21 protein-coding genes are annotated in these 23179 nt (G+C 59.1%); 9 read left to right on the forward strand and 12 right to left on the reverse strand.

Annotation, left to right across the window (positions count from 1 at the left end):
* The first annotated feature begins 234 nt into the window (after positions 1–234).
* Positions 235–819 (forward strand): ribosome recycling factor, encoded by a 585-nt coding sequence (gene frr / locus P4G45_RS15985; RefSeq protein WP_348267468.1) that lies wholly within the window; start codon positions 235–237, stop codon positions 817–819.
* Between the two features lie 355 nt (positions 820–1174).
* Positions 1175–2188, forward strand: coding sequence for a hypothetical protein (locus P4G45_RS15990; RefSeq protein WP_348267469.1), 1014 nt, complete (start codon positions 1175–1177; stop codon positions 2186–2188).
* Positions 2189–2191: 3 nt separating this feature from the next.
* Here the strand turns inward: P4G45_RS15990 and P4G45_RS15995 are convergent, their stop codons facing one another.
* On the reverse strand, positions 2192–2662 hold the full coding sequence (locus P4G45_RS15995; protein ID WP_348267470.1) for a nuclear transport factor 2 family protein: 471 nt from the start codon (positions 2660–2662) through the stop codon (positions 2192–2194).
* Between the two features lie 103 nt (positions 2663–2765).
* The gene (locus tag P4G45_RS16000) at positions 2766–3353 is read right to left on the reverse strand and encodes a TMEM175 family protein (RefSeq protein ID WP_348267471.1); all 588 of its coding nucleotides are present in this window, start codon (positions 3351–3353) and stop codon (positions 2766–2768) included.
* A 211-nt stretch (positions 3354–3564) separates the two neighbouring features.
* Between P4G45_RS16000 and P4G45_RS16005 the strand changes: the two genes are divergently transcribed.
* The gene (locus tag P4G45_RS16005; protein WP_348267472.1) at positions 3565–5727 is read left to right on the forward strand and encodes a molybdopterin-dependent oxidoreductase; all 2163 of its coding nucleotides are present in this window, start codon (positions 3565–3567) and stop codon (positions 5725–5727) included.
* A gap of 41 nt (positions 5728–5768) precedes the next feature.
* Entirely contained in the window at positions 5769–6701 is a 933-nt protein-coding gene (locus P4G45_RS16010; protein ID WP_348267473.1) for a hypothetical protein, read from the forward strand.
* Between the two features lie 86 nt (positions 6702–6787).
* Here the strand turns inward: P4G45_RS16010 and P4G45_RS16015 are convergent, their stop codons facing one another.
* From P4G45_RS16015 to dnaG, 9 genes are all read right to left on the reverse strand, one after another.
* Positions 6788–7210 (reverse strand): NINE protein, encoded by a 423-nt coding sequence (locus P4G45_RS16015; protein ID WP_348267474.1) that lies wholly within the window; start codon positions 7208–7210, stop codon positions 6788–6790.
* Positions 7211–7316: 106 nt separating this feature from the next.
* A complete protein-coding gene (locus P4G45_RS16020; protein ID WP_348267475.1) occupies positions 7317–8501 on the reverse strand; it encodes a glycosyltransferase family 2 protein in 1185 nt (394 codons plus the stop codon).
* A 28-nt stretch (positions 8502–8529) separates the two neighbouring features.
* On the reverse strand, positions 8530–9738 hold the full coding sequence (locus tag P4G45_RS16025) for an acyltransferase (protein WP_348267476.1): 1209 nt from the start codon (positions 9736–9738) through the stop codon (positions 8530–8532).
* 135 nt (positions 9739–9873) lie between these two features.
* Positions 9874–11586, reverse strand: coding sequence for an RNA polymerase sigma factor RpoD (gene rpoD / locus P4G45_RS16030; RefSeq protein ID WP_348267477.1), 1713 nt, complete (start codon positions 11584–11586; stop codon positions 9874–9876).
* Between the two features lie 204 nt (positions 11587–11790).
* Positions 11791–12045 carry a hypothetical protein gene (locus P4G45_RS16035; RefSeq protein WP_348267478.1) on the reverse strand — a complete coding sequence of 85 codons (255 nt, stop codon included), beginning with the start codon at positions 12043–12045 and terminating at the stop codon, positions 11791–11793.
* Between the two features lie 2 nt (positions 12046–12047).
* Complete coding sequence (locus tag P4G45_RS16040; protein WP_373694126.1) at positions 12048–12401, reverse strand: type II toxin-antitoxin system death-on-curing family toxin; 354 nt, start codon at positions 12399–12401, stop codon at positions 12048–12050.
* 41 nt (positions 12402–12442) lie between these two features.
* Positions 12443–12670 (reverse strand): AbrB/MazE/SpoVT family DNA-binding domain-containing protein, encoded by a 228-nt coding sequence (locus tag P4G45_RS16045; RefSeq protein WP_348267480.1) that lies wholly within the window; start codon positions 12668–12670, stop codon positions 12443–12445.
* Positions 12671–12725: 55 nt separating this feature from the next.
* A complete protein-coding gene (locus P4G45_RS16050) occupies positions 12726–14120 on the reverse strand; it encodes a lipopolysaccharide biosynthesis protein (RefSeq protein ID WP_348267481.1) in 1395 nt (464 codons plus the stop codon).
* Positions 14121–14194: 74 nt separating this feature from the next.
* Positions 14195–15988, reverse strand: a complete 1794-nt coding sequence (gene dnaG / locus P4G45_RS16055; RefSeq protein ID WP_348267482.1) for a DNA primase — start codon at positions 15986–15988, stop codon at positions 14195–14197.
* Between the two features lie 169 nt (positions 15989–16157).
* Between dnaG and P4G45_RS16060 the strand changes: the two genes are divergently transcribed.
* The 5 genes from P4G45_RS16060 to P4G45_RS16080 all read left to right on the forward strand — a co-directional run bounded on the left by P4G45_RS16060 (position 16158) and on the right by P4G45_RS16080 (position 22379).
* Positions 16158–16382, forward strand: coding sequence for a hypothetical protein (locus P4G45_RS16060; RefSeq protein WP_348267483.1), 225 nt, complete (start codon positions 16158–16160; stop codon positions 16380–16382).
* A gap of 113 nt (positions 16383–16495) precedes the next feature.
* On the forward strand, positions 16496–17860 hold the full coding sequence (locus tag P4G45_RS16065; protein ID WP_348267484.1) for a DUF2252 domain-containing protein: 1365 nt from the start codon (positions 16496–16498) through the stop codon (positions 17858–17860).
* A gap of 308 nt (positions 17861–18168) precedes the next feature.
* The gene (locus tag P4G45_RS16070; RefSeq protein WP_348267485.1) at positions 18169–19116 is read left to right on the forward strand and encodes a hypothetical protein; all 948 of its coding nucleotides are present in this window, start codon (positions 18169–18171) and stop codon (positions 19114–19116) included.
* A gap of 102 nt (positions 19117–19218) precedes the next feature.
* Positions 19219–19977 (forward strand): TrmH family RNA methyltransferase, encoded by a 759-nt coding sequence (locus P4G45_RS16075; protein WP_348267486.1) that lies wholly within the window; start codon positions 19219–19221, stop codon positions 19975–19977.
* Positions 19978–19994: 17 nt separating this feature from the next.
* Positions 19995–22379, forward strand: a complete 2385-nt coding sequence (locus tag P4G45_RS16080) for a DPP IV N-terminal domain-containing protein (protein WP_348267487.1) — start codon at positions 19995–19997, stop codon at positions 22377–22379.
* Positions 22380–22445: 66 nt separating this feature from the next.
* Here P4G45_RS16080 and P4G45_RS16085 read toward each other — a convergent pair whose 3' ends face one another.
* Positions 22446–23102: a hypothetical protein gene (locus P4G45_RS16085; protein WP_348267488.1), complete on the reverse strand. Its 657-nt coding sequence runs from the start codon at positions 23100–23102 to the stop codon at positions 22446–22448.
* Positions 23103–23179: the final 77 nt, after the last annotated feature.

The following is a 23179-nucleotide window of genomic DNA, read 5'->3' on the forward strand; positions in this document are numbered from 1 at the left end:
AGACGATATTCCGCAGTGCCATAGGGGAACGCCACAGCGGCTGGAAGACCAGCCGAATGGTGAAATGCAGGGGTTCCTCCGGCTACGGCGGTCAAAGCGACGCCTGCGGTCTAGATGAGGCAGGTTTTAGTGGATTTGCGGATGAGTCCTAAAAAAGCGGCGTGGGCTTTGCCGGGATGCGGTCGATTTCCAGTAGAATTTGCTTTGGCGCATCCGCGCATGAGGACACGATTTATGGCATCGGCGATGGCGAGTATCGAGGCGTTGAAGGGGACACACCAGGAGTTGAAGACGCGGATGGAGAAGTCAGTCGAAGACTTCCGGGCAAACCTGCTCTCGGCGCGTACCGGACGGGCGAATGTGCACATGCTCGACCAGATTCGTGTGGATTACTACGGCACCGATACGCCAGTCGCACAGATGGGCCAGGTGAGCACGCCGGAGCCGACGCTGATTCTGGTGTCGCCCTACGATATGGGGATGGTCTCGGCGATTGAGAAGGCGATTCGCACTTCGGGAACGGGACTCAATCCGATGTCCGACGGCAAAGTGATCCGCGTACCGGTTCCCCCTATGACCGAGGAGCGGCGCAAGGATGTGGTCAAACAACTGAACAAGACGCTCGAAGACCACAAAACCGCCATCCGCAGCATCCGGCGCGACGGCAACGACCAGATCAAAAAGGCCGCCAAGGACAAGCTCATCTCCGCCGACGACGAGAAGCGGGCGAGTGAAGAGGTTCAGCAGTTGACCGACGCCGAGATCAAGCGCATCGAGGAGTTGTTCAAGGCCAAGGAAAAGGAAATCATGACGTTCTGACGTCTGCAAAAGGCATTCGCGTTAGGCATGAAAGAGACAAGGCCGGGCATTATGCTCGGCCTTGTCTTTCGCGTGCAGCTTCAGAGAAGCTATCCTGATGCGGCGATCATCGTGCCGGGGGGAGATGGGGTCGACCGTGTAACCGAAGCACAATGTCGTCTGCCTCGGCGACGGTCACTAGCCTTCGCCACGTACTTTCCGGAACAACGTTCCCCCTTTCCCCGATAGATGGTCATGGGGCCTCGGAGTGAGATTGTCTGAAGGAAAAATGAGATAGGAACTGGCGTAACGGGTGCGGATTCTACCAAGTCATGTGTCGGCACGTTATACTTTGCGGTCTATGAAGAATTCGATCGTGTTGCGTACTGTAGCGGGCGGCGTTTGCCTGGGTTTATTTTCCGGTGCCGGGTTGGCCCAGAATCGTCCAGGTGCTCCGGGACATGCGGCGCTGGTGGTAGTGAACCAGGGAGATAGCGATGTCAGCATCGTCAATCCCGCGACCGGCAGCCCACTGGGGACGATTGCGGAGAATACTCCCGGCATCCACGGCCACGAAGCCGCTACCTCTCCTGACGGCAGGCTGGCCTATGTGCCCATCTACGGCAGCACGGGAGTGGGCAAACCGGGACTGAATGGGAGTTCGATGCTGGTGATCGATATCGCCAGCCGCAAGATTGTGAATAAGCTCGACTTCGGCCATGAGGTCAGGCCGCACTGCGCTGTCTACGATCCCACCAGCGGCATGCTGTACGTCACAACGGAGTTGGACAAGGCAGTCACCGTAATCGATCCGCGCACGCTGAAGATCGTAGGCAAAATTCCCACCGGGCAGGAGCAGTCGCACATGCTGGCGCTCTCGAGCGACGGCAGCCGTGGTTATACCGCCAACGTTGGCCCGGGAACGGTCTCGGTGCTGGATATGAGGGGGCGTAAGACGCTGGCCATCATCCCGATCTCGAAAGATACGCAGCGCATCTCGGTCTCGCGCGACGATTCGATGGCGTTTACAGCGGACCAGACACAGCCTCGGCTGGCCGTCATCGACACGGCGACCAACAAGGTCAAAAGCTGGATCACGCTGCCTGCAGTCGGCTACGGAACCGCCTCGACCGAGGACGGACGCTGGTTGCTGGTAGCGATGCCTTCGGCGAGCAAGGTCGCGGTGGTGGACCTGAAGAGCATGAAGGTGGCGCGGACGATCGATGTGCCGAGCGCTCCGCAGGAGGTCCTGATGCGTCCCGACGGCAAGGTAGCCTATGTCTCCTGCAACGTGACGGGTCGCGTCGCCGTGATTGATCTGGTCGGGTGGAAGGTACAAAACATCATCGCCACTGGCAAGGGAGCGGACGGGTTGGCCTGGGCTAAATAAGTTTTAGGTGGTGTGGTCGAGGACGATCTTCCACCCTTTGTCGGTCTTTTCGAGCACGACGCTGAAGACCCCCTCGGCATTGCCACCTTCCTTTTTGGCTCGCTCCAGATGGTACTTGCCTACCACGATGGCGAAGTTGGCATCGAGCGGCCGCGCCTCCAGTTCGGAGAAGGTGAGTATGCCCATGGCGGCCCTGTTGGGGTAGTCGTGCCTGTACTCCTCCACCAGCCCGGCGAAGCCATGCGATATCTGGTGCGTCACCATAAGCGTGTCGGGGGCATCTTTGTAGGTCTGCACGAAGGCTTCGATATCGCCGTGGTTCCAGGCGGCTTGCTGGGTCAGCAGCACTTTGACGACGTCGAGTTGTTCTCGCGACGCGGTCGTGAGCGCCTGAAGGTCTTGCGAGTGCGCGGCAGGCGCCGCAAACAACACGGCGGCGACGAGAACAAGAATGGCAACACGAGAGCGCGACATGGGAGCACCTCAAAAATTGCTACGGCCAATGTAGCAAATCCGGGTCAGAGAAAAATCAGCCAATTCTTTCTTCATCGGATTCAGGCGCAATCCAGCGGTTATCTTACTCGCGCGGCTTCGCACCGGCGGTTGGGACGACCCAGATCAGCGTCACCAGCGCGATATCGGCCAACGCCAGCGATCGATGATAGTACGCCAGCGGCATGGCCAGCAGATAGAGGCCAAGGCTAAGCAGGTGCTTGCGCACAAGGGCTGCACCTATTGGGTGAAAGGTGCCTGCCGCCCGCATTTGCCGCTCGATGGCCAGCCGCAGCAGCAAAAAACTGAACCCGGTCACCACCATCGAGGTGGCATACAGCGCGGTGGAGAACGAATCGCTCTTGTTTTCGAGCACATATGAGGTGAAAAACGGCAGCAGCGACAGGCAGAACAGGAATCCGAGATTGGCGTAAAGAACCCACGGGTCGGCCCGCTTGACGCGTTTCACCAAGTGGTGATGGTTCACCCAGTAGATCGCCGTGAAGCTGAATGAGATGAAGTAGACCGCCAGCGTCGGCAGCACGGAGAGCATACCGGCAACGCCGCGTTGCGCGGGCACCTTCAGCTCCAACACCATAATGGTGATGATGACGGCGATGACTCCATCCGAGAAAGCTTCGAGCCGGGATGTGGAAGAGAGTTGGTTGTCCATAGCAGGTTCAGGTGGCAACACAGGCTGCGGTAAAAGTCGGTGTGCAAAGAAAAACGGTACCTCAGGAGCTAAAGCCCCATTGCAAGGAAAGCACGTGCGGCACGGCTGAAGCCGTGCCCTTAACAAAACTGAAGTTTTTCCGCAGCCGCTTCAGTCGCTGTGATGCAGCATAAATGACGATATGCCTCGCGCAGAGGACTAAAATTAACCCATGCCTGAGGTATCGACAGCAACGCGGGTCGTTCATGCAGTGTGCTCGCACGACTGCCCGGACTCCTGCGGCGTTCTGGTTACGGTCGATGAGGTGTCCGGACGCGCCGTCAAGTTGCAGGGCGATCCTGCGCATCCGGTGACGCGGGGGTTTCTTTGCGGCAAGGTGGCGAAGTATCTCGACCGCGTTTACTCGCCGGATCGCCTGCTCTACCCTATGCGCCGCAGGCTCGGCGCACCCAAAGGGCCAGCCGGATACGGCCACGCCAAAGGCCGTGAGGCCGACTCCTTCGAGCGCATCACCTGGGACGAAGCACTCGACGAAATCGCAGCGCGGCTCAACAAGATCGCAGCCGAACACGGCCCCGAGAGCATCCTTCCCTACAGCTACGCCGGAACCATCGGCCAACTCGGCTACGGCTCGATGGACCGCCGCTTCTTCTATCGCCTCGGGGCGTCTCAGCTCAACCGGACGATCTGTTCGACCGCAGGCGGCGAGGCGCTCGAGAGCGTCTACGGCGTAAAGCTCGGCACCGACCCCCGCGACTTCCGGCATGCGAAGCTCATCATCGCCTGGGGCGCGAACATTCACGGCAACAACATTCACCTGTGGCCCTTCATCGAAGAGGCACGCCACGCCGGGGCGCGGCTTATCGTCATCGATCCCTACCGCACCCGCACCGCCGCGCTGGCCGATGAGCATCTCGCCATCAACCCCGGCACCGATGCGGCGCTCGCTTTGGGCATGATGCACGTCATCCTCAACATGGAACTGCACGACGCCGACTACATCGCGCAGTGTACACACGGCTTCGAAGAGTTGCGGGCAGAGGTGGTCAAGTCCGAGTATTCCCCTGATAATGTCGCGGCGGCAACCGGCATCCCGGCCGAAACCATTGTTCGCCTCGCTCGGGCGTACGCGACCACCAAACCCACAGCCATCCGGCTCAACTACGGCATCCAGCGCAGCGAAAACGGCGGGACCGCGGTTCGTGCTGTCGCCATGCTGCCGCTGCTTACAGGTGCGTGGAAGCATCAGGGCGGCGGCCTGCAACTGTCCACCTCCGGCGCTTTCCCGTTCAACTCAAAAGCGACGCAGATGCCTGAGTTGATGTACTCGAGCCCACTCGCTCGCGCCTCGCGGGTGGTCAACATGGTGCGGCTCGGCGAAGCGCTTACGTCGCAGGATGCAGGCGTCGGCGGCCCACCAGTCAAGGCACTCTTCGTCTATAACTCCAACCCTGCGGCGGTCGCTCCCAACCAGAACGATGTGCTTCGGGGGATGCTCCGCGACGATCTCTTCACCGTCGTTCACGAGCAGTTCTTTACCGATACGGCGGACTATGCCGACATCCTGCTCCCGGCCGCAACCTTTCTCGAAACGAAAGACGTTCAGGGGGCCTACGGGCATAACTTCGCACAGCTCTCGCAGCAGGCCATCGCTCCGTTGGGCGAAGCACGCAGCAACGTCGCCCTCTTCGGCGACCTCGCGCGCCGCATGGGCTTCACCGAAGCCTGTTTCCACGACACCGAAGACGATCTCATCGACCAGGTATTGACCACCAGCCACCCATGGTTTGCCGGCGTAACCCGCGCACGGCTGGAGCAGGAAGGCCAGGTTCCCCTCGCGCTGCCTACCGATGCCAGCGGAGCGGTGCTTCCCTTTTCGACGGCAGCATGGTTCCGCACCCCCAGCGGACGCGGTGAGCTAACGCCGGTTCCCGTCTTTCACGCTCCGGTCGAATCGCGCGGAGGCACGGCTGCACGTAGCGGCGAGTATCCACTGGAATTCCTGCCCCGCAAGGCCGACAACTATATGAACTCGACCTTCGCCAATATTGAGACGCACCAGAAGATGCAGGCGCGAACGGCGGGCGTTCTGGAGATGCACCAGACCGACGCGGCGGCCCGGGGCATCGTCTCAGGCGATGCTGTCGAGATCTTCAACGGACGCGGCAGAATAGCCCTCCACGCCGTCGTCAACGAGCAGGTCGCGGCGGGTGTCGTCTCTGCCCGCCTCGATTGGAACAAGCTTTCGGCTGGCGCGGGAAACGTGAACGCCCTGACCAGCGAACGGCTTACGGACATAGGCGAAGGCCCGACATTCTATTCAACTTTGGTTGAAGTCCAAAAGGTCCCGGAGAGAATGCCTGCGGAGTCGTAAAATAGTAGGGATTGTCGAAAACACAAAGGATGGCACGGTAGATGAGTATTGAGGCGCAGACAGTTTTGGCAGGACAGGTAGTGACGGCAGCCCAGGCAGCCGGTCTGGTGGTAGTTTCGAGCGCCGAAGGCAAGGACTTCTCCGGCGGACCTACGACCCGGTTTACGCTGGGGCTGGCTGCGGATCAATCGAAGACCCAGGTATTGGAGTTGAGCTCAGGCTTCGACTTCAGCAGCGCCGAACTGGCCGCCGTGGTGAAGGAGTATCTGGCGGAGACGGCAAAGCGGCTCAAGAGCGCGCGGCCGGATTGTTATCTGACATTGGGCGGTCTGCCCCTGAGCTTTGGAAGGTTCGAGTGGCCCTTTCACGCGTCGACCTCCGGCGCGGACACGTCGCTGGTGCATGGCGAGGTTTGGCTGGAAGATGGCAACGAGCGCGTGCTGCACTCGAAGGTTGCAGCCTCCATGACCGTGACCTTCCGCGAAGTGGTGGCCGCACCTGAGCAGCCTTTTGCCGAGAGCTTCATCTACAACGCCGTGCGCAAGACGATGGATCAGGGCCAGTTGGAACTGGTCAAGAGCGGCAACCGCCAGCCGGTTCCGGTCACGACACGGTACTACAGCGCCAAGCACAAGAAATTTGTCTTCAACGATACGACCGAGGCGCAGCGGCGGGAGTTTTTGGCCGCGAAGGTCTTCTGGCTCTCGGGCGTGCTCGGCGGCGGCGGACCGGTGTGGCTCCTCGATCCGCGCGATGCTCAGTATCTGGACACCACGGTGGACGAGTTGAAGAAGCTGACGAAGGCATTGGCGGCGGAGGGCGCGATCCAGTTGGCGGCGGATGCAGAATATGCCACGCCGACCGAGAAACTGATGGCCCTTCGTGAGCACTACGGTCAGGAACTGGCAGAGGCGCTTGCGTTTACCAAGCCGACGTTTAATGAAGACATGCGCGGCGGCCATACAAATATGTAACTGCTCTAATCCCAAGAAGCCTGAACGCAGGAAGCCCGCATGATCATCATGCGGGCTTCTTTGCGTCGGGGAACGCCGAAGTTCGTTCAGGCCGGAATGTTAGGAGCAATGGGGTTTCCGCAGTGCGGGCAGAAGGCAGCGTCCAGTTCTGTCGGCATTCCGCAGACAGCGCATTGCGTAGTGGGGGTGTTGTAGACCGTGGCGGTGCCAAGAATGTGGCTGGCGATGTAAGCCGCCTGCGTCGCGTTGTAGTCGCGCACTCGGCCCGGCATCAGAAAGCACTCGATGAAGCCCAGGATGGCGGTGATGCCGGTCCAGCAAAACAGCAGATAGAGGACTCCCCATCCGTTGCGGCGGAGGTAGAAATGGTGAATCCCGAAGCATCCGAGAAAGAGCGCGAAGAGGACGCCGACTACCTCGTCCTTGTGGGCGCGCTCGTACTCGGCATAGAACCAGGCGCGCTGCTGCGGGTTCATGTTGGCGGTATAGATGGGATTGTTGAGCGGCATGGCGGCATTCTCCCCGAGCGTGAGACCAGACTCTGGGAGAAGGTACGCGCATTTGCCGGTGGCGGTTCCGTTGACGCTTGCGGGTGAAGCCAGAACCGCCACTGGCTTAGCGACGGTTCATCCCCAGGAGACTGAGAAAGAAGCTGCCGAAGATCGCTTCGATTCCGAGCATGAAGCAGGTGGCCGAAGGCAGCGTGAGGCGAAGCATCGTCTGCGGCGAGAGGTTGCCGAATCCCGCAGCGTGCCATAGATGGAGGGCGTAGCCAAGGATCACGGCACCGGCAAGCAGCAGAACGCAGCCTACGATGAGGCCGACTTCAAGGTTAATGACCTTGAAGACGCGCTCGAACTTTGGATTGGGCGGAAGAAAGCCCTCCTGCGTGCCGAAGACCTTGGCGCTGACGGCAAAGACGGAGATGTGCGCTCCAATAAGAACAAGGCCGAGAGCGTAGGTGAGGGTATCGACGTCGAAGGTCCAGCGGCCGATGGTTAGCGGCCCCGCAATCAAAAGCAGCGAGATTACCAGGCCGACGACAAACGTGATGACTCCCGGATAGAAGAAAAGCCACCGCGGGCTATAGAGCAGAAGAAAGCGCAGGTGACGCCAGCCATCTCGCCAGGTGCGGAGGTGCGGTGCGCGGGTGCGACCGTCAGGCGAAAGCGTAGTGGGAACTTCGGCTAGACGCAGCCCGGCGAGACTGGAGCGAACGACCATCTCGCTGGCAAACTCCATGCCGGTGGTGCGCAGTCCAAGCGCGAGGACAGCGTCGCGGCGCATGGCGCGGATGCCGCAATGGAAGTCGCGGACAGGAATGCCGAAGAAGAGGCGTCCGATGAAGCTGAGGACGGGGTTGCCCAGATACTTGTGCAGCGGAGGCATGGCTCCGGGCTTGATCTCGCCGCTGAAGCGGTTGCCCATGACGAGGTCGTTGCCTTCTTCGAGCTTCGCGAGAAAGCGCGGCAGGTGGCCGAAGTCGTAGCTGGCGTCAGCGTCGGCCATCAGAACGTATTTGCCGCGCGCGTTTTCGATGCCGGTGAGCAGGGCCGCGCCATAGCCGCGCACAGGAACGGCAACGACCCGCGCGCCCTCATCGACGGCGATCTGCTGCGAGCCGTCGGTGCTGCCGTTATCGGCGATGAGCACCTCTCCGGCGACATTGTTATCGCGCAGAGCGGCGACAGCCTGCCGGACGCAGAACGCGAGCGTCTCCGCTTCGTTCAGGCAGGGCATAAGGATGGTGACGGTGAGGTCGCTCATGTTTTGAATGCTACCAAATGGATTTGTTTGCATAGGGATTTCGCCAGGGATAGGAAGGGGCTCAACCATTCGCGGCTTCGGTCTTCTTGAAGGAAGCGGATGGATGCGAAGGAGCAAGGACATACTTGCGTAAGGAGAGGGCTGGCCGCTCGATCAGATAGTAAGTTAGCAGCGACAGTAAGACACTGATGCCGAGTACGGTGACAAACCGGATCGTATAGGCTGTGAGGTTGCCAGGAGACAGCGGCCCGCGCAGGTGATCGTAGGCCATCAGAACATAGGTGTGGATCATATAAACGGCGTAGCTGATGAGGCCGAAAAACGTGAACAGGCGGGAGCGGAAGATCGCGAGATAACGGGCCCCCGTATGCACAATCACGAAGGCAATCACGGAGCCGGCGAGCAGCGAGATGCCGGTCTGGTAAGCCGCTGCCATGAAGGCGAACTCCCTTTGACTGCTGTAGGGAAGAAAGATGCATGCGAACAGAACTACTCCTGCGACAAACGCGGCTGCGATCCATTTGGTGGGGATGGCCGCTACTGGTGGGCTCTGGCCGCTTCTTTGGGAGTAGCGGCAGGCGACGAATGCTCCGATTGCGAGACCATCGCAGTGTAGAAACGTCAGGTCATAGTTGTGATGGCCAATGGAGGCTGCGGCGAGACGAAGAATCACAGCGCTCAGGCCGATGCCGACGCTCCAGCGAACCAGTTGCGGAACCGAACGGCGACGGACGACGGTCGGCCAGAGAAGGTAAAACTGCTCTTCGATGGCAAGCGTCCAGAACGGGCCGGTCGAGGCAACGTGGAAGACCTGGGCAAAATTCACGACGAACAATGCTGCCAGCAGGACATAAGCGTGCGAGTCGGGAACGAACAGGTACACGCCGACAAGGCAAAGAATGTAGAGAGGCAGAATGCGCAGGACGCGCTTCCAGTAGAAGTTGCGATAGTAGACAGAGCTGTCGCGGTCCTGAATGAGCAGCGATGTGATGAGGAATCCGGAGAGAACGAAGAACAGGTCGACGCCGCTGCTGCCGTAGGAGGAGAGATGGTAGAGCGTCCGAATGCCCGGTCCCCAGTCGCTCAACCGAATAGAGGTAAAGCAGAGATGATGAAAAAAAACCATGAGAGCAGCCATGCCGCGAATGCCATCCAACTCACGGATATGAACGAGGCGCGGCTTGCGGGGCTTTACGGTTTCGCCAATCGAGCGATCGAACCCGGCTGATGAATCTGCGGGAGAAGCGAATGCTGGCTGAGTGGCTTCCATTGGCTCTCTCCGTTGACTGACAGGACTCAATCTCAGTGTAAAGGGTGGTCTGGTATGGGAAAACAGCGCCTAAGTGGTCGGAATACAACGGCCACGATTGCTCGTGGCCGTTGTCGACTTGATTCGCAGATGAATCTACATATCCTTGACGCCGTCGACGAAGGCCTTCAGCTTGCGGCTGCGGCTTGGGTGACGGAGCTTGCGGAGTGCCTTCGCCTCTATCTGGCGGATGCGCTCGCGGGTGACCTGGAAGGACTGTCCGACCTCTTCAAGCGTATGCTCGGAGCCGTCTTCGAGGCCGAAACGCATCTTGATGACGCGCTCTTCGCGCGGCGTCAGCGTGCGCAGCACCTGGGAGGTGTACTCCTTCAGGTTGACCGAGATGACGGCGTCGGACGGCGAGACGGCCATCCGGTCTTCGATGAAGTCGCCAAGGTGCGAATCTTCCTCTTCGCCGATCGGCGTTTCGAGAGAGATGGGCTCCTGCGCAATCTTGAGGACCTTGCGGACCTTTGCGACCGGGATGTCCATGCGGCGAGCGATCTCTTCCGATGATGCTTCGCGGCCAAGCTCCTGCACCAGCTGACGCGAGGTGCGGATGAGCTTGTTGATGGTCTCGATCATGTGCACCGGGATGCGGATCGTTCGTGCCTGGTCGGCAATGGCGCGGGTAATGGCCTGACGAATCCACCACGTCGCGTAGGTCGAGAATTTGTAACCGCGACGGTACTCGAACTTGTCGACGGCCTTCATCAGACCGATATTGCCTTCCTGAATCAGGTCGAGGAACTGGAGGCCGCGGTTCGTGTACTTCTTGGCGATGGATACGACGAGACGAAGATTAGCCTCGATGAGCTCACGCTTGGCGCGCTCGGCGTCCATGTCGCCCTGAATCATCTCGCGCTGCGTGCGCTTGAGGTCGGCGATGCTGATTCCGGCGTCCTGTTCGACGCGCTCGAGATCGATGCGGCAGTTCTTCTGCTGACGCTTGTATTCTTTGCGCAGCTCCTCGGACTTCGAGGCCTCGTACTTGGTATCGAGGGTCTTGATCTGACGCTCGAGCGTGCGCATGGCGTCGACGGTCTTGTTGACCTTGTCGAGCAGGCGCTTCTTCTCGGCGTTGGTGTACTTCAACTCGCGGATGATGCGGTTGATGTAGACGTGCTCGCGTCCGATGAGCCAGCGAGTCTTGCGAGTATCTTTGGCCTTCGCCTTGGAGTCCTTGCCGACAGGCGCCGCAAGCTTTTCTTCGAGCGCGTGAATCTTCTTCTGATGCTTGGTGATGACGTCGATGCGACCAGCCGTGGCGCGCACGCGGGCAGCCAGGATCTCTTCGGTCAGCTCTTCTTCGTCGAAGGTGACGACTTCCTTGATGTTGCGCACGCCGCGCTTGAGGTCTTCACCAAGTGCGACGATCTCGCGGATGACGATGGGTGAGCGCGAGATGGCCTTCATCACACGGATCTGGCCGCGTTCGATACGCTTGGCAATCTCTACTTCTCCCTCGCGGGTGAGCAGAGGAACCGTGCCCATCTCGCGGAGATACATGCGGACGGGGTCGTTCGTCTTTTCGAGGGTGCCGGGCGTGAGGTCGAGCTCTACGTCATCGGACTCTTCACCTGCCTCGGGCTCGTACTTGTCGCGGTCTCCGCCGAACTTCGATTCGCCGGAGAGAACATCGATACCCTGAGTGTTGATGGTGGTGAGAAGATCGTCGAGATCGTCTGGAGTGGTGATATCACCGGGCAGCAGATCATTGACCTCGCCGTAGGTGAGATACCCCTTCTCCTTGCCGGTATCGATCATCTTGTCTATATCTTCTTCGTACTTGTCAATTTCTTCAGCCACGGATGTGCGCACTCCTGCGAGAGATTCTGTTGATTGGGATGCCGCCGGCGTCCATAGTGGTATTCAAGCGGAGCAATCCCTTGGTTGTAACGTGATGAGCAGGGAGTAAATTGCGGTTTAGACCGCGATGGCAAGCCCGGCGACCTCATGGGGTCAGGGCATTCAAAGGCACACGTCCCAGCGACTCATAGGATACCACACTGTTTAGACGTTCTCGGCAGAGAAAAGACTCGGGGCAGGCTCGCGGAGGGCCTCCCCTTTGGCCCCATCCTGATGGCGGGGACAGCGCCGAAGGTGGATATCTTTGCCATTGGAGCCGTAATCGTGGCCGCAATGGGCGCAGCGCAGGTGATAGATTGTCTGCCCGGGGAAGGATTCCGAGGGGAAACCGGTCCGGGAGATGACGATCTGGCCGTGTTTGTTCTTGTATCCGGGGTCTGTGGTCTGAAATCGGGGCATTTTTATACAGTCAGGCGGACAGCGTGTTTGGTGAACCAGCCGGTAAGGTCCTCTTCGCTGAGGCTGCCTTCGGCGAGATGAAGAAATGTGAAGTAAGTGGCTTCTTTTGAGGCCGCGATGTCCCAGCCGTTTCTGTCGAGGAAGGTCATGGAAACCACCAGAGCCGTACGCTTATTGCCATCGATAAATGCGTGATTGCGGGCTATGCCAAAGGCATAGGAAGCCGCGAGTCGGAAGAGATCCGGGTTGTCATTAGAGGTAAAGACATTGTGCGGCTTCCCAAGGGCGGAATCGAGCAGCGTTTCATCTCGGATGCCGGCTGAACCGCCATGTTCCGCCAGCTGTTCGCTATGCATGGCCAGAACCGCCCTTTCTGATACCCAGACAGGCTTGTCCACTATTCTGCCAGCCTGCGCAGAACGTCGCGGTTCTTCCTCATGACCCGTTTTGCTGCTTCCATCTCTTCGGCAAAGTTCTGGTCGTAGGGAGTGAGCTCGACGCCACTAGGTGTCTCCGTAATATAGACCTGATCCCCCTTTTCCACCCGCAGTTTTGCCAGGACTTCTTTGGACAGGATGATGCCGACAGAGTTTCCAATCGTGGTTATTTTTGCAGTCGATGCCATGGCTAACTCCTCAAGCATATTATAACAATTGTTATATAAGAGAGCAGCGTATGGTTCAGCTCTCCAAGCCCGGGCTTGACCTGCGAACGCGGGCAAGGAGGGCGGCGGGACGCAACGCCTTTGGATAGTGGAACATACTGGCGGCGAATGCTGACAAGGTGTCCTGCGAGATGCGTAAGGTGGCAGGGACTACATACAGATTCATGACGATCTCCGACACGAGCAGTGAGGCGGCGGCGCCGTACAGGCCAAAGGCACGGGCGAGGAAGTAGCAGAGAGTACAGGCGATGCTGGTTCCTAGGACGTAGAAGGTAGCGAGTCGCTGGTGCTGATTGGTAGACGTCATCAGCACCGAACTGGTGGACCAGAGCGCGTAGAGAATGACGACCAGCAGAAGAATGTCGAGCAGTACGCGGCTGGGCGGTACATGCCCACCGGTCCAGTGATGAAGAAACCAGGGGCCGACTGACATCATTCCCAGAACGATGACGACCGCAACGATCAACGCCAACTGGCAGGCACGGCGCAGAAGAGAGCGGACGAGCGGAAGATTCCTTGCGCCATAGGCAATCGACATCTCCGGCTCGAAGGTGCTGTTTACCATTTGGACCATCTGGAGCGCGACGCGGGAGACGGTGCGGGCGGTGCCGAAGACGACGACAGCGGTCGGACCCAGGGCGTATCCGACGGCGAGCAAGGTGCCTTGCAGGTTCAGCGCATTGCCGATAGGAAAGCCCATAAACGCAATCGCAGGCCGGGCGAGAGCGCGGATTTCGGCGAAACTGGCGTGTTTCCATCCATATTCAATCCAGGGGATGTCTCGCTGAACCAGAATGCAGAGGATGATGGTACCCGTGATGTTGGCGCAGGCGAAGACAAGGGCGGTGATGCGCGGGCCGGCGTTGAAGACGACGGCGAGGATCATGCAGGTGAAGGCAGAGAGCGAGAAGATGCTCTTGATGAAAGTTCCGTAGGGATAGCGGCCGATGCAGCGATAAGCAGACTGCAGAAGCTGCTCAAACTGCCCCAGCATGACCGAGACGCCCAGATAGAAGATGATCCATTTGGCGTCGGATGGGTTGATATCGTGAATTTTGAGAAGACGGGCTGCGGGAACGTAGTACAGAATGACGCTCAGCAGAGCAATGACCGCACTACAGATCATGCCGATAAACCACCAACAACTCTGAAAGACGCGAAGCGCGCCCTGGCGGTCTTCGCGGGCGACCATCATGGTCATCTCATTGCCAGCGACGCTTCCGAAGCCTATGTTGCTGAAACTAAGGTATGAGGGGATGGAGTTGAGGATCATCCACTCGCCATAGACCGGCACGGTCCAGAAGTGGAGGAAGACCGGAACCTGGATGAGTTGAATGATGGTTGAAGCTAACTTGCTGATCCAGTTGGAGATAAAGCCAAGGGTCAAGCGGCGTTTTACGGAATTATCCATGCGTCGTCGTTGGCCTCAGGTTTAGTTTACCGGGTGCGATATTTCGGCGGGGAAATCCGGGCATTTAGGTTTGTTCAGCGCTGACGGAGTGCCCGGTCGATCTGAAGCTTTTCGGCGGTGAGCTGGGCGAGGATGGCCTGGTCGCCACGGCGATCAGCTTCGGCGATGAGCGAGCGGATCTCGCGCTGGCGTCGTTCGAGGCGTCGGGATTCGAGGGCGTGGAGAGCATTTTCGACCTGCTCGGTCATGGATTGGGCATCATGCCGGGCATCGGCTTCGACGGGGTCTTCGTGGTGCTGGAGGGCGAGAGCCAGCAGGGTGCGACTCTGCGGATCGGGCGCAACATCGAGCGGGTTGGCTGGGACGGGAGCGTTGGCCAGGGCTTCGAGGACGGACGCAGCGGGCAGGTTCTCGTACCACTCGGGATGCTGGCTGAGCTGGTCCGAGGCGAGGATGCGGGCGGGGTCAGATTCGGGGAGTACGAGGGCGCGGAGGAGAATGCGCTCCGTCTCGCTGGCGGGGGTGCCGGTGTGGGTGCGGACGCTTTCGACGCGCTGGGCGGCGGCCTGTTTGATCTCCTGGCGGAGAATCATGGAGTCGATGCCGAGCTTCTGGGCGGCGTCGGCAGCGAACTCGTCGCGATGGATGCGGTTGGGCATCCGGCGAATGTGGGGCAGCAGAAAGTTGAGCGCTTTGACCTTGGCATCGGCGGTGCGGGCCGGGAAGAGCTGGCGGGCGCGGTCGATGAGGTAGTCCGAATGTCGCTTGGCGGTGCGGAGTGCGGCCATGTAAGCCTGAACGCCGTGCTCGCGGACGAAGCGGTCGGGGTCGAGGCCGCCTTCGAGAGTGACGACCTTCACTTCGAAATCTTCCTCGGTGAGCAGGGCGATGGATTTTTCCGCGGCGTTAGCTCCGGCAGTGTCGGGGTCAAAGTTGACGATGATTTTCTTTGTGAAGCGGCTGAGCAGGCGCACCTGCATCTCAGTGAACGCGGTGCCGGAGGTGGCGAGGACATTGTGGATGCCGGCCATGTAGACGGAGATGCAGTCCATCTGGCCTTCGACCAGCAGCGCGAAGTCGTGGCTGCGCATGTCGGCTTTGGCCTTGTCGAGATTGAAGAGGACCTGGCCCTTCGTATACAGCCCGGTCTCGGGGGAGTTCATGTACTTGGGACCGGACTTTTCGTCGGAGTCGAGGGCGCGGGCAGTGAAGGCGATGGTCTTGCCCTGCTCGTTGGCGATGGGGAAGGTGATGCGCTTGCGAAAGCGGGCGTAGAGCTGGCCCTGAGTTCCATCGGCTTGCTCCTTTGAGCTGAAGAGTCCGCTGGCACGCATGACCTCTTCACCGAAGTGCGGCTTGAGGCGGTCGCGCATGTCGTTGAAGTCGTCGGGCGCGTAGCCGATGCGGAACTTGGCGATGGTCTCGGCGGTGACGCCGCGGCCGGTGAGATATTCGCGGGCGCGGGCGGCTTCGGGCGATTTGAGCTGTGCCTCGAAGTATTGAGTTGCGGCTTCGTGGATATCGATGAGTTGGCGGCGCAACCCGGCTTCGCGAGCCTCTTCGGGGGAGCTGAACTCGCGTTTGGGCAGAGGGATGCCGCACTTGACGGCGACGGTACGGATGGCTTCGGGGAAGCTGACGTTTTCGAGCTTCATGACGAAGGTGAAGACGTCGCCCTTTTCGTGGCAACCGAAGCAGTAGAAGTAGCCGTGGTTCGCGTTGACGGAAAAGGAGCCTGTCTTCTCCTTATGGAAGGGACAGAGCCCGGTGTAGTTCTGCGCGCCCGTCTTGCGCAGCTTCACGTAGTCACCGACGATCTTGACGATATCGGCCTGCTGCTTAACGGTTTGGGCGAAGTTGTCGGACATACCTGGTGGATGAATTCTTAGTTTAGATGAGTGAGCGACGCGGAGGCATAACACTGGCTCTCACCGATTAGGCAAAGACGGCCACACTCAGACGTTTACGATCCACCCTTCGCGAGAAAGTGACCCACGTCAGAAACTCGCGTAAAGGCGTCGTATCATAGATGACTGTATGGCATTTCCTATCAAAGTTTGTGTTGTGTGCTCCGAAGAGTTTGAGTTGAAGCCGGACAAGCCTGGTTTCGCTAATCGTTGTCCAGAGTGCAGTGCGCCCGAATCGAATGACGATCCCCTCGACAAACAGCGCATGGACGCGGATGAACGCAAGTCTGCCAGCGAAGCGAACGAAGCCCGACGGCAGGCGATGCGCAATCTGCTTTATCGCAAGGACAGCTAACGGCTCTTCGTCCAGACAATGCTCCATAGCTGAAAGTTTTCGGCCCCCCTCGATGTTGGTGACGCATGGAGCGCAGCGGTTATGCTTGCGTGGCTCTTCAGGAAGGAATGTTTATGGCAGCGGCCCTGGATCTGAAGGAACGGTTTGCCCACGGACAGGAACGGCGCAAGCAGATGCGGCGGACCCTCCACGCGGAGTGGAAGGCAGGGACGCGCAGGAAGAGTCCGCTGAAGCTGCTGGCCGCGTCGATGCGGGGAAGGGTTCCGGCGCTGGTGACGCTGAAGTATGAGCGTATGACATGCTCTCCGTTTGGCTACTTTCGCGGTGCGGTGCCGGTAATGGCGTATGACCTGTCGCTGGTGAGCAATACGGGCATATTGAGTCAACTGTGCGGCGATGCGCATGTGCGCAACCTCGGCGCGTATGCCGGGCCGGATGGGCGGCTGGTCTTCGACATCAACGACTTCGATGAGACGATCGTGGGGCCGTTTGAGTGGGACGTGAAGCGGATGGCCACAAGCCTGGTGCTGGCGGGACGCGAGGCGGGCGCTAAGAAGATGCATTGCCGCGAGGCCGCAGCGGCGTTTCTGGAGCGCTATCGCTGCTGCATCGCTGGGTTTGCGCGAATGCCGGTGCTGGAGATGGGGCGGTATCAAGTGCATCGGTTGAAGGATGTGTCGCCGATAGAGGGAATCTTGAGGATGGCGGAGCGGGCGACCCCGCTGCATACGCTGTCGGCATTGACGGAGGCGCGGAAGGCCTCGGGCCATCATAGTGATCGGGTGTTTAAATCGACGCCTCCGGTGCTGACGCGAGTGAAGGGTAAAGAGGCTGAGCGTGTGGTGGCTTCTCTGAAACTTTATGTGGAGAGCCTGCTGCGCGAGCGGCGACATCTGTTCTCGCAATACAAGCCGGTGGACGTCGCGTTCAAGGTAGTAGGGACAGGCTCGGTGGGGCTGCGCGATTACTGCGTCTACATGGAGGGCAATGGGCCGAAGGACCCACTCTTCATCCAGATCAAGGAAGAGGCGGCGTCGGCGTATGCGTCTTATGTTGGTCAGGTGAACGAACGTGACGGGCTATCGAATCGCAGGGGAACCTATCACCAGGGGCGGCGCGTGGTAGAGGGAGAGCGAGCGATGCAGATGCAGTCCGATCCATTTCTTGGCTGGACAACGATCGAAGGGCGCGACTATCTGGTGCGGCAGCTCAGCGACCATAAGGCTGCGATTCAGGTGGGCGACCTGAAGGCAGGGCTGATGGAGTATGCGACCGTGTGCGGGGAGCTGCTGGCGCGAGGTCATGCTCGGTCAGGCGATTGCATGATGCTGGCAGGATATCTGGGGAAGTCAGCGAGGTTCGATGACGCAGTGGCGAAGTTCGCCGAAGCGTATGCGGACCAGACAGAGCGCGACTGGCATGAGTTAGTGCAATGGATGAAGAAGGCTGGAAAGAACCTTGGCACACACCACGACTAACCATCAACTTGCCACCGAATAAAACTTAACAAATTTGCGCTCTATGCAGTGTTCACTGCTGCGTTGCCTTTTACGACGCGTGCGTCTGCTGGGTGGGAGCGCCTGTGCTGTGCGTGCCACCTTTGTTGTAGTTGAAAGGTATTTTGCATGCAGGTGGAAACTTCGGGATAGTCTGTGTGTTTCAGTAGAGGCAGGTTAGAACGCGGCCAGTATGGCGCTGCTCTAAAAGATTTGAGGCGGCGGCGTTGCCGTAACGCTATTTCCGAGGTAAGTGAATGCGATCTTTCAGCTCAATTCGTAAGTTAGTTATGGCGGCGGCACTGATACTGGTGCCTGCTGCTTCCTTTGCCGGTGTCTTTATCTCGGTGAACATTGCTCCTCCCGTGCTGCCCGTTTATACGCAGCCGCTTTGCCCGGGCGACGGATATCTCTGGACGCCGGGTTACTGGGCCTATGGGCAGGAGGGCTACTACTGGGTTCCAGGTGTGTGGGTGCGGCCGCCACAGGTTGGTTTTCTCTGGACACCGGGCTATTGGGGATGGGGTGGTAGCGCCTACATCTTCCACGCTGGATATTGGGGACCGCACATCGGCTTCTATGGCGGCGTGAACTATGGCTTTGGCTACACGGGGCGCGGCTACGAAGGTGGCTACTGGAACCATGGTGTGTTCGCATACAACCGCAGCGTGAACAATATTAATGTCACCAATGTTCACAACGTCTACAACAAGACGGTCGTGGTGAACAACTACAACCGCGTAAGCTATAACGGTGGCAGAGGTGGTCTGCAGGTGCGCGAAAATGCGCAGGAGCAGGCGGCAATGCGTGAACAGCGGATTCCGCCGACGGCAAATCAGATCAGCCATCGCGACGCTGCGGCGCAGGACCGCGGCCAGCTTGCCTCTGTCAATCATGGGCGTCCACAGGTCGCCGCCATGCGTAGCGTGAATGAGCGTGCCTTCAACCAGCAGCAGCGCGTTGCCAACGGTGTACGCTCCGGCCAGATGACGGCGGGGGAGACTCGCAATATCGAGAATCGCGAAGCCAGCATCAACCGGGAGACTGCGAATGACCGCTCTGCAAACAATGGGCGCTTGACGCAGCAGCAGCATCAACAGATCAACCAGCGGCAGAATAACGTAAGCCGATCGATCAACAATGACAGGCACAATGCGGCGCGGCAGCCGCAGGTGCAGCGGCAACAGCAAGCACGTCAGCAGGGCGGTAATGGCGGGGGACGTGAGGAACATCGCTAGACGGTAGTTGCAAAAGAAAGTGAAACAGCCGGCGCCTATGTGCGCCGGCTGTTTTGCGTCTGGGCTCCAGGCAAGCGAGGTTGCACCTAAAATGATGAGAAGGTGCTGAACCAACAACAACTCGATCAAGTTTGCGTGATCCTGGTCCGCGCGCGCAACCCGAACAACATTGGCGCAGTAGCGCGGGCGATGCACGACTTTGGATTTCGCAACCTGCGTGTGGTGAACGAGTATGCCGTACCGTTCGCTACGGCACGCTCTGCCGTCGATGCGTCGGAGGTGCTCGCGGGTGCGGTAGAGTTTGGCAGCGTGGCCGACGCGGTCGCGGACTGCACATTGGTAGTGGGGACGACGGCGGTGGGCGAGCGGGCATTGTTGCATCCGCTTCATGCCTTGCCTGAAGCTGCTGCAGAGATAAGTGAAGCAATGGCGCGAGGGGGACGGGTAGCGCTGCTGTTCGGCTCTGAGAAGACGGGACTGAGCAACGATGAGTTGAGTCATTGCCATTGGCTGCTGACGATTCCGATGCAGAAGCACGAGGACCTGCGGCATCCGTCGATGAATCTTGGCCAGGCCGTCGCGGTATGCCTATACGAGCTGGTGCGCGAGACGGGCATCCATGTGGGTGTGGGCGTTCCGGCTGCGGCTGAGGCAGGTGAGGTGGAGAGGCTGACAGCACTGCTGACCGAGGTGTTGGAAAAGACAGGCTACACGCGGCGTCATCCGGCGAATTGCGATGAAGCGCAGATAAGGCGGCTGGTTCTGCGAATGGGAGTGGCAGCGAGCGATGCGCCGGTGTGGATGGGGATTCTGCGGCAGATGTTGTGGAAGGTGCGCGGCGGCGAGGCTAAGGATGAATAAAATTTGGAGGCTGCTGGATGTTGGTTGGTAAGCGCGGGCTGTTGGTTGCGGGAGTAGTTGCTGGTTGCTGTTTATCTGTTGGGGCGCTGGCGCAGGGGAGGCAGCTCACACCGGAGGACTATGCGCGCGCTGAAAAGTTCATGGACTACAACGTCAATCCTCTCGTGTTTCACACGGTGGAGCATCCCAAATGGATGGAGGATGGCCGCTTCTGGTACGCCGATCGCGGTCCAGATGGAGTGACGTTCATACTCGTCGATCCGGCGACAGGGGCAAAGACTCCCGCCTTCGATCAGGACAGATTAGCAGCAGCACTAACGACGGCGACTGGAGGCAAGACGAAGTTCGATGCCCATCATCTGGCGATTACAGATATCGCGTTGAAGGATGCGCGAACCGCGTTCGTGAATGTGAGTGGAATGACGATGCGCTGCGATCTGAATGCTCCAGTGAAATGCAAAGAAGTAACGATGCCGAAAGAGGGTGACGCAGCAAGACTGCTATCGGAGAGTCGCGGCGTGGCCGAGGCGGATATCTCTCCGGATGGAAAGAAGGTCGCGTTCATCCGCGACTACAACCTGTGGGTTCGAGATACGACGACGGGCAAAGATACGCAACTCACCAAAGACGGAGTGAAGGACTTTGGCTATGCCACCGATAACGCCGGATGGCAGCAGAGTGACAACGCAATTCTGGTGTGGTCGGCGGACTCGAAGAAGATTGCGACGTTTCAGCAGGACCAGCGCAAGGATGGCGAGATGTACCTGGTGCCGGTGACGAATGGGCATCCGGTACTGAAGGCGTGGAAGTATCCGCTGGTGGGCGACGCCGATGTGACGATGATTGAACGCGTGATTATCGACGTGGACAAACGCAAGGTGATTCGACTGAAGATGCCGCCAGACCAGCATCGTTCGACCTTGTGCGACGACGTCAGTTGCGAAGCGACAAAGACCTGGGATGACGTGCAGTGGAGTGAGGATGGCAAACATCTTGCCTTCGTTTCGACCTCGCGCGATCACAAGCAGGAATGGCTGCGGGTGGCCGATGCAGCGAATGGCGATGTACGCGATGTGATGAGCGAGACAGTGGCCACTTACTTCGAAAGCGGCAACGGCAAGGTGAACTGGAAGTATCTGCCGCAGTCGAATGAGGTGCTGTGGTTCAGCGAACGCGACAACTGGGGACAGATGTATCTGTATGACCTGACGACCGGCAAGCTGAAGAACCAGATCACGCATGGCGACGGCAATGTGACGCAGGTGCTGCATGTGGATGAGAAGGCGCGAAAGATTTACTTCCTTGCAGTGGGAAAGGAAGCAGGGCGCGATCCTTATTTTTCGAGTTACTACAGCGTCAACTTTGATGGCACTGGACAGAAGCTGCTCACGCCTGAGAATGCAGACCATGCGGTGACTTCGTCACCCGATGGCCGCTACTTTGTCGATGTGTATTCGACGCCGACGCAGCCGCAGACGACGGTGGTCCGCAATAGCGAGGGCAATCTGGTCGCCGAGGTGGCGAAGCAGGACATTGCGCGGCTGCTGGCTGCGGGGTGGGTGCCACCGACACCGATTACGGTGAAGGCCCGCGATGGCAAGACCGATCTTTATGGCTTGATGTTCAAGCCGACGAGCCTCGATGCCGCAAAGAAATACCCTATCGTGAACCATGTTTATCCGGGACCACAGACGGGCTCGTGCGGCAGCCGCAGCTTTGCGGCGGCGCACAAGGACGACCAATCGCTGGCGGAGCTGGGGTTTGTAGTGGTGTGCATCGACGGCATGGGAACGCCGGGTCGGTCGAAGGCGTTCCACGACTTCTACTCTGACAATCTCGGCGATGACACCATTCCCGATCAGATGGCAGGGATGAAGGAATTAGCTATTCGATACCCGTTCATCGACATCGATCGTGCCGGCATTTATGGACACTCCGGCGGCGGCAACGCAACCGTATCTGCGATGTTTCACTATCCACAATTTTTCACGACCGGCGTAGCGGAGAGCGGCAACCATGACAATCGCGACTACGAAGATGACTGGGCCGAGAAGTGGGCGGGGCTCGAGGTAAAGAGACCAGATGGCAGCAGCAATTACGACAGTCAGGCCAATCAGAATTATGCAAAGAACCTAAAGGGCCATCTTCTGCTGGTGCATGGAACGATGGACAATAACGTTCCGATGAACAATACACTGCTCGTCGTCGATGCACTGATCAAGGCGAACAAGGATTTTGATCTGTTGTTGATTCCGAATGCGGCCCACGCCTATGGCGAAGCTACCCAGTACATGACTCGGCGGCGGTGGGACTATTTTGTGCGCTATCTGGCAGGCGATGTGCCGCCGCATGAGTATGAGATGAAACCGTATGCCGAGGCCCAGGCAGCGTTGGCGCAATAGGCAGGGAGCGGAAACATTTTGGATGTCCATGTCCTGGAGCGGACATGGACACCCGGCTTGCACTGCCTACTGAACAATCTTGCCGTCGGCGGGAGTTGCGGGATTAGAGGAGTTGGACTCTGCTCCCGTCACCTGCCAGCCATTGCTGGTGTTGGTCAGTGTTGCGTGGGCAGCTTGCGGGCCGCTCACATCGGCGTGGATCTGGGGGTAAGCGTTCTGAGTCTCGGCGGCGGTGGCCCAGGAGGGCGCGTCTGCCAGAGTGTAGTGATATGTGACCTGCGTGGTGGCGCCGACATCCGATGTGGTCGGAGTTGAGCTGTCGATGCTGCTCACCTTGCGGTGACCGTAGCAGAAGTTGCCGAAACCGGGCTGCTGCACGTCGGCAGTCCAGGCAGAACGACCCTTGTCTGATAGGTCATAGTTGGTGACCTGTTTGCTGGCAATGATCATCTTCTTCTTTTCAGCGGTGGTACGCGTGAGCAGGCCTTGATCGACGAGTGCGTCGTAGCCGCTGGTCTTGCTGGTGTCAGAGGTGTCGGCCTGGACAGGAAACTTCACTGACTCGGGCCAGAGGCAGGCTGGGTGTGCGCTGTAGTAGGTATCGATGGCACTTTTAAAGTTCATGCTGTTATCGGTTTTCTTGTTGCAGCCAACGGTCAGCAGAGCGACTGCACCGCACAGGACAGCTGTGTGCAGCGTGGAGCGAATAGCTTGGGGTCTCATAGAATCTCCTCTTTCCCTATATGGGATGCAGAAGAACGGGCCCGCGTCTTATGCGTACGAGGTTGCCTGCACGCAGA

This window comes from Edaphobacter paludis (genome assembly GCF_039993895.1).
Classification (GTDB): Bacteria; Acidobacteriota; Terriglobia; order Terriglobales; family Acidobacteriaceae; genus Edaphobacter; species Edaphobacter paludis.

Coding starts and splice junctions, on each gene's coding strand:
- P4G45_RS16045 (WP_348267480.1), bottom strand. CDS start 12,670: ATGGCATCGACTGCAAAAATAACCACGATTGGAAACTCTGTCGGCATC.
- dnaG (WP_348267482.1), bottom strand. CDS start 15,988: ATGTCCGACAACTTCGCCCAAACCGTTAAGCAGCAGGCCGATATCGTC.
- P4G45_RS16005 (WP_348267472.1), top strand. CDS start 3,565: ATGCCTGAGGTATCGACAGCAACGCGGGTCGTTCATGCAGTGTGCTCG.
- frr (WP_348267468.1), top strand. CDS start 235: ATGGCATCGGCGATGGCGAGTATCGAGGCGTTGAAGGGGACACACCAG.
- P4G45_RS16050 (WP_348267481.1), bottom strand. CDS start 14,120: ATGGATAATTCCGTAAAACGCCGCTTGACCCTTGGCTTTATCTCCAAC.
- P4G45_RS16070 (WP_348267485.1), top strand. CDS start 18,169: ATGGCGGCGGCACTGATACTGGTGCCTGCTGCTTCCTTTGCCGGTGTC.
- P4G45_RS16085 (WP_348267488.1), bottom strand. CDS start 23,102: ATGAGACCCCAAGCTATTCGCTCCACGCTGCACACAGCTGTCCTGTGC.
- P4G45_RS16035 (WP_348267478.1), bottom strand. CDS start 12,045: ATGCCCCGATTTCAGACCACAGACCCCGGATACAAGAACAAACACGGC.
- P4G45_RS16025 (WP_348267476.1), bottom strand. CDS start 9,738: ATGGAAGCCACTCAGCCAGCATTCGCTTCTCCCGCAGATTCATCAGCC.
- P4G45_RS16020 (WP_348267475.1), bottom strand. CDS start 8,501: ATGCAAACAAATCCATTTGGTAGCATTCAAAACATGAGCGACCTCACC.
- P4G45_RS16040 (WP_373694126.1), bottom strand. CDS start 12,401: ATGCATAGCGAACAGCTGGCGGAACATGGCGGTTCAGCCGGCATCCGA.
- P4G45_RS16080 (WP_348267487.1), top strand. CDS start 19,995: ATGTTGGTTGGTAAGCGCGGGCTGTTGGTTGCGGGAGTAGTTGCTGGT.
- P4G45_RS16000 (WP_348267471.1), bottom strand. CDS start 3,353: ATGGACAACCAACTCTCTTCCACATCCCGGCTCGAAGCTTTCTCGGAT.
- P4G45_RS16010 (WP_348267473.1), top strand. CDS start 5,769: ATGAGTATTGAGGCGCAGACAGTTTTGGCAGGACAGGTAGTGACGGCA.
- P4G45_RS15995 (WP_348267470.1), bottom strand. CDS start 2,662: ATGTCGCGCTCTCGTGTTGCCATTCTTGTTCTCGTCGCCGCCGTGTTG.
- P4G45_RS16060 (WP_348267483.1), top strand. CDS start 16,158: ATGGCATTTCCTATCAAAGTTTGTGTTGTGTGCTCCGAAGAGTTTGAG.
- P4G45_RS16015 (WP_348267474.1), bottom strand. CDS start 7,210: ATGCCGCTCAACAATCCCATCTATACCGCCAACATGAACCCGCAGCAG.
- P4G45_RS16065 (WP_348267484.1), top strand. CDS start 16,496: ATGGCAGCGGCCCTGGATCTGAAGGAACGGTTTGCCCACGGACAGGAA.